This window comes from Nesterenkonia massiliensis (genome assembly GCF_000455245.1).
Lineage (GTDB): Bacteria > Actinomycetota > Actinomycetes > Actinomycetales > Micrococcaceae > Nesterenkonia > Nesterenkonia rhizosphaerae.
Map to the genome: position 1 here is coordinate 334,351 of NZ_HG005167.1, position 4,919 is coordinate 339,269.

Annotated in this window: 6 protein-coding genes; all 6 read right to left on the reverse strand. The window is 64.2% G+C overall.

Annotated features, from left to right (window positions below; translation table 11 throughout):
- A partial coding sequence (locus TX78_RS13735; RefSeq protein WP_199765262.1) for a hypothetical protein occupies positions 1 to 266 on the reverse strand: 266 nt, incomplete at its 3' end.
- Positions 263 to 907 carry a nicotinate-nucleotide adenylyltransferase gene (gene nadD / locus TX78_RS07075; protein ID WP_044494898.1) on the reverse strand — a complete coding sequence of 215 codons (645 nt, stop codon included), beginning with the start codon at positions 905 to 907 and terminating at the stop codon, positions 263 to 265. The genes nadD and TX78_RS13735, both read right to left, overlap by 4 nt.
- 96 nt (positions 908 to 1,003) lie before the next feature.
- Entirely contained in the window at positions 1,004 to 1,183 is a 180-nt protein-coding gene (locus TX78_RS07080) for a hypothetical protein (RefSeq protein ID WP_044494900.1), read from the reverse strand.
- A gap of 114 nt (positions 1,184 to 1,297) precedes the next feature.
- Complete coding sequence (locus tag TX78_RS07085; protein ID WP_044494902.1) at positions 1,298 to 2,719, reverse strand: glutamate-5-semialdehyde dehydrogenase; 1,422 nt, start codon at positions 2,717 to 2,719, stop codon at positions 1,298 to 1,300.
- A complete protein-coding gene (gene proB, locus TX78_RS07090) occupies positions 2,716 to 3,873 on the reverse strand; it encodes a glutamate 5-kinase (protein WP_044494904.1) in 1,158 nt (385 codons plus the stop codon). The genes TX78_RS07085 and proB overlap by 4 nt, the downstream gene beginning before the upstream one ends.
- On the reverse strand, positions 3,874 to 4,919 hold a 1,046-nt coding region (gene obgE, locus TX78_RS14305; protein ID WP_233722193.1), incomplete at its 5' end, for a GTPase ObgE.

Consider the following 4,919-nt stretch of genomic DNA (forward strand, 5'->3'; position numbering starts at 1 on the left):
ATCGGCTCTTCAACAGCCGGGTCTGTGCTGTCGGCAGCCGGGGCTGCTGTCTCCTGGGCTTCGCCCTGGAGAGGGTCCTCACCGGAGACAGCGCTCCCTCCGGCAGCCAGCTCATCAGCGGTGGCCTCAGCTTCTTCCTGGGCCTCGCGCTGGGACGCCAGTTCGGCCTCGCGGCGACGGCGCAGCTCCTTGCGGGAGACCGGCAGGTAGCGTGCACGCAGGTCATCGCCGCCGGCTGCCTGCTGCTCGGTGGTGTCTGCACTCATCGTGGAGCCTCCTGGTGGTTGTCCTCCATGCTATGCCCCGAATGTGGGGCCGTTGCGGAATCTGCGGCGCGTGTGGCCGGATTCGCCATATAGAGGCCGTGCTTATTGATGTACTGCACTACGCCGTCGGGCACCAGGTACCAGACGGGTTTCCCCGCTTTGGCCCGGTCCCGCAGGTCCGTAGAGCTGATAGCCATCGCCGGAATCTCCATCAGGGAGATCTCCTCGGTGCGCCCGAAGTCCTCGCTGACGTATCCGGGCCTGGTCACCGAGACAAAATGCGCCAGCTTCCACAGTTCATCCACATTCTTCCAGGACATGATCTGCGCCATCGCATCAGCCCCAGTGATGAAGAACAGCTCATCTTCAGGGAACATGGTGCGGAAATCCCGCAAGGTGTCAATGGTGTAGGTGGGACCGTCGCGATCGATATCCACCCGGGAGACGCTGAATCGCGGATTAGACGCGGTGGCGATCACGGTCAGCAGATACCGGTGTTCTGCTTGGCTGACATCCCGATCAGCCTTCTGCCAGGGCTGGCCGGTGGGGACAAAGATCACCTCGTCGAGGTTGAACTCCGCAGCCACTTCACTGGCCGCCACCAGATGGCCGTGGTGGATGGGATCGAAGGTCCCGCCCATGATGCCTAGGCGCCGTCGTCGTCCGTCTGTAGGTGCTGGATGCAGCGCAGTGCGGTGGGTCAAACTGGCCAGTGTCCTGTTATCCCGTCTGGATGATCAGTGGTCGGCGTTGGGGTCAGCGGGAAGCTCCCGACCTTTATTTGCGAAAGCCAGCGTAATCATCAGTGAGCCCATCAGCAGGATAAACATGATGGTGCCGTACCAGACTGCAGGGATGGGCAGTCCGTGGCCGTTAGATTCCTCAGCAAGCAGCAGTGCAATGATCGGCAGGTTCATGCCTCTCCTCTGTCAAGACGTAGTGGACTTGCGATATCTGGCGTCAAGTCTACAGGGACGCCGGCTCCACGGCGCGGAAGGCAGGCTTCGAGCCGACGACGGCGCGGCCTGGACTCAGACGCGGATCTGGCCTTCTCCGCGCAGCACCCATTTGGTGGTGGTCAGCTCAGCCATGCCCATCGGTCCGCGGGCGTGCATCTTCTGGGTGGAGATCCCCACCTCGGCCCCGAGTCCGAACTGGCCGCCGTCGGTGAAGCGCGTGGAGGCGTTGACGATGACCGCTGCGGCGTCGACCTCTGCGATGAACCGTTCAGCGTTGGCCACCGAATCGGTGATGATGGCTTCGGTGTGGCCTGTGGTGTAGCGGGAAATGTGCTCGATGGCCTCATCCAGCGAATCGACCACGCCCACAGCCATTTCCAGGTCACCGAATTCGGTGGCGAAGTGCTCCTGTGTCACCTCAGTGACAGCACCGGCAGTCTCCGGGGAGCTCAGATCAGCTGCATGAGTTTCAGCTGCTACTTCGTCCTGAGCTTCAGCAGGCAACCAGTGCCGGACTCGTGGGTCCACGTGCAGGGTCACCCCCGCCCGGTGCAGAATGAACAGCGCCTCGCGTCCGGCTGCTTCAGCGTCTTTGTGCAGCAGCAGGGTCTCAGCGGCGTTGCAGACACTGGGTCGAGAGGTTTTGGCGTTGAGCACAATGTCCCGGGCGATCGTGGGGTCTGCGCTGGCATCAATGAAGATGTGCACATTGCCCTCACCGGTTTCGATCACCGGGACCCGGGCGTTGGTGACCACATGTTGGATGAGCTCACGGCCGCCGCGCGGGATCAGCACATCCACAGAGCCTCGCTGAGTCATCAGTTCGGTGGCGCCCTCACGTCCGAAGGAATCGATGCTCTGCACCGCGTCCACCGGCGCCCCGGTGGATCGTAGCGCCTCCCGGATGACTGCAAGCAGCATGTCATTGGTACTGGTGGCAGCAGACCCGCCGCGCAGTACTGCGGCGTTACCGGATTTCAGCGCCAGCGCCGCAATGTCCACGGTGACATTGGGGCGGGCTTCATAGATGACGCCGATGACGCCCAACGGAACCGTGGTCTGGGCAAGCCGCAGTCCATTGGGCAGAGTCCGGCCCTGCACGATTCGGCCCACGGGATCATCCAAAGCGATGATCTCCTCTACGGCTGCGGCCAGGGATGCGATCCGCTCATCAGTCAGCGCCAGTCGATCCAGTAGGGAACGGCTCATCCCGTTCTTCCGGCCGCGTTCTAAGTCTTCCTTGTTCGCCTGAGTCAGCGCCGCAGCTGATTCGCGCAGCCCCGCGGCCACTGCAGCTAGGGTGCGGTCCTTATGGTCACGTTCCATGCGGGCCAGTGCCCGCGATGCGCTGCGGGCACGGCGGCTGATACCGGCGATGGCCTCAGCTGTGTTGGACTCGGACGTGTTGGACTCCGAGCTGTTGGACTCTTCTGCTGGCGAGTCTGCCGTGCTGGTAGTCGCAGTGCTGGCTTCTGCGGTGCTGTCCTGGCTCATACACTCCTCATTTCCAGTCTGACCATGTCATCGGTATGAATTACTGGCCGCTCGTAGTCAGGGCCCAACCGGGCAGCAAGCTCTGCGGTGCTGCAGCCGAGCATCTGCGGCAGTTCGGTGGAGGAGAACGCGGTTACTCCCCTAGCCTGCACAGTACCGTCGGGACCGGCGATCTCCACAACGTCACCGGCCTCGAAGGCGCCCTCGATGCCGGTGATTCCTGCAGGCAGCAGCGAGCGGCGCCCATGGACCACGGCCTTCACTGCGCCATCGTCGATCAGCAGCCTGCCTTTGGTGTGCGCGAGATGAGCCAGCCACGCCGAGCGGGCTCCGCGACGTCGTCCCCTGGCCTCGAAGAAGGTGCCCACCTCCTCGCCGTTGAACAGCGCCTGGGCTTTGGCTGCGGAGGTCAGCAGCGCCGGTGTCCCATTGGCGGTGACGATCTGTGCGGCCTCAACTTTGGTGACCATACCCCCGGTGCCTACACCGGCGCGCCCACGCGGACCCAAAGTGACGCCTTCAAGATCCGCGGGGCTGCTGATTCGAGCTACTGGTTTTCCGCCTTCGGACGGGGGGCCGTCGTAGAGAGCGTCGACGTCGGAGAGCAGGATCAGCGCATCTGCATGGATGAGATTGGCCGTCAGCGCCGCTAGCCGGTCATTGTCGCCGAAGCGGATCTCAGCAGTGGCCACGGCGTCGTTCTCATTGACTACCGGAACGGTGCCCAACGCCAGCAGCTTCTCCAATGCGCGCAGCGCGTTGGTGTAGGTGGAGCGCCGGATGAGGTCCTCCACGGTCAGCAACACCTGGGCCACGGTGGCTCCGTGCTCGGCGAAAGTCCGAGTGTAATGAGCCAGCAGCAGGCCCTGCCCTACCGCCGCGGCAGCCTGCTGAGCTGCCAGATCCTGCGGCCGGGTCTCCAGCCCGAGGGGGTACAAGCCTGCGGCGATGGCACCGGAGGAGACCAGGACAACTTCGGTGCCGCGCGCACGCAGGCTCTGACAGGCGTGCACCAGCTGCTCAAGGGCCTCCACACTGATTCCGCCCTGAAGGGTGGTCAATGAGGAGGAACCGACCTTGATCACCAGCCGCCGCGCCTGTGCCAGGTCTGCAGCGGAGGTGATGGTCGAGCCCCTGAGCTGCCGTGTGCTCATCTAGTTCTCCCGCTCCGTGTGCTCGGAGTCCTCGCCCTCGGGGTTGCCCTGGGTGTAGACCACTTCGACGTCGTCCTCGTAGTTCTCCTCGGCAGCGTAGAGCGCCTCCATCTCCGCGCGGGTCGCGACTTTGGCTGCACGCCGGTCGGCCTGCTCCTGACGCTTCTCGGCGCGAGTGGGGCGCTGCTGGTCGGCAAAACGCAGGTCGGTGCCGCGGGGTCCGGCCAGGTGTTCTGCACCTGCGGCCATCGTGGGTTCCCAGTCGAAGACCACACCGTTGTGTTCGGTGCCGATGACCACAGCATCCCCGGGTTTGGCGCCGAGCCGGAAGAGCTCATCTTCAATGCCGATGGCCTGCAGCCGGTCCGCCAGGTAGCCCACGGCTTCTTCGTTGTTGAACTCGGTCTGCTGAATCCAGCGCTCGGGTTTGCTGCCGCGCACCCGCCACAGCGGTTCCCCGCCCTTTTCTTCGCCGGTGATGGCGAAGCCCTTGTCGTCAATGGCTTTGGGCCGGATGGTCACTGGCACAGGAGCCTGTTCCACCAGCTGCTGAGCGCGTGCCTGCTCCACCAGCTCAGCCATGGCGAAGCTGAGTTCCCGCAGTCCCTTGCGGGAGACGGCGGAGACCTCGAATACCCGGTAGCCGCGTTCCTCCAGGCTGCTGCGCACCATCTCCGCCATCGCCTCGCCGTCGGGAAGATCGGTCTTGTTCAGCGCGACTAGCCGGGGCCGCTCGTTCAGCGGGACGGCTGCGTCGTCGCCGCTAGTGGAGGTCACTGCATCGGGTGCGTAGGCGTCGAGTTCAGCCTCAATGGCATCCAGATCGGCCAGCGGATCGCGGTCAGATTCCAGTGTGCCGCAGTCCAGAACGTGCACCAGGGCCGCACAGCGCTCCACATGACGCAGGAACTCATGCCCGAGGCCCTTGCCCTCTGCTGCGCCGGGGATCAGCCCGGGCACATCGGCCACGGTGAAGCGGATCTCCCCTGCCTCGACCACGCCCAGGTTGGGGACCAGGGTGGTGAATGGGTAGTCGGCAATCTTGG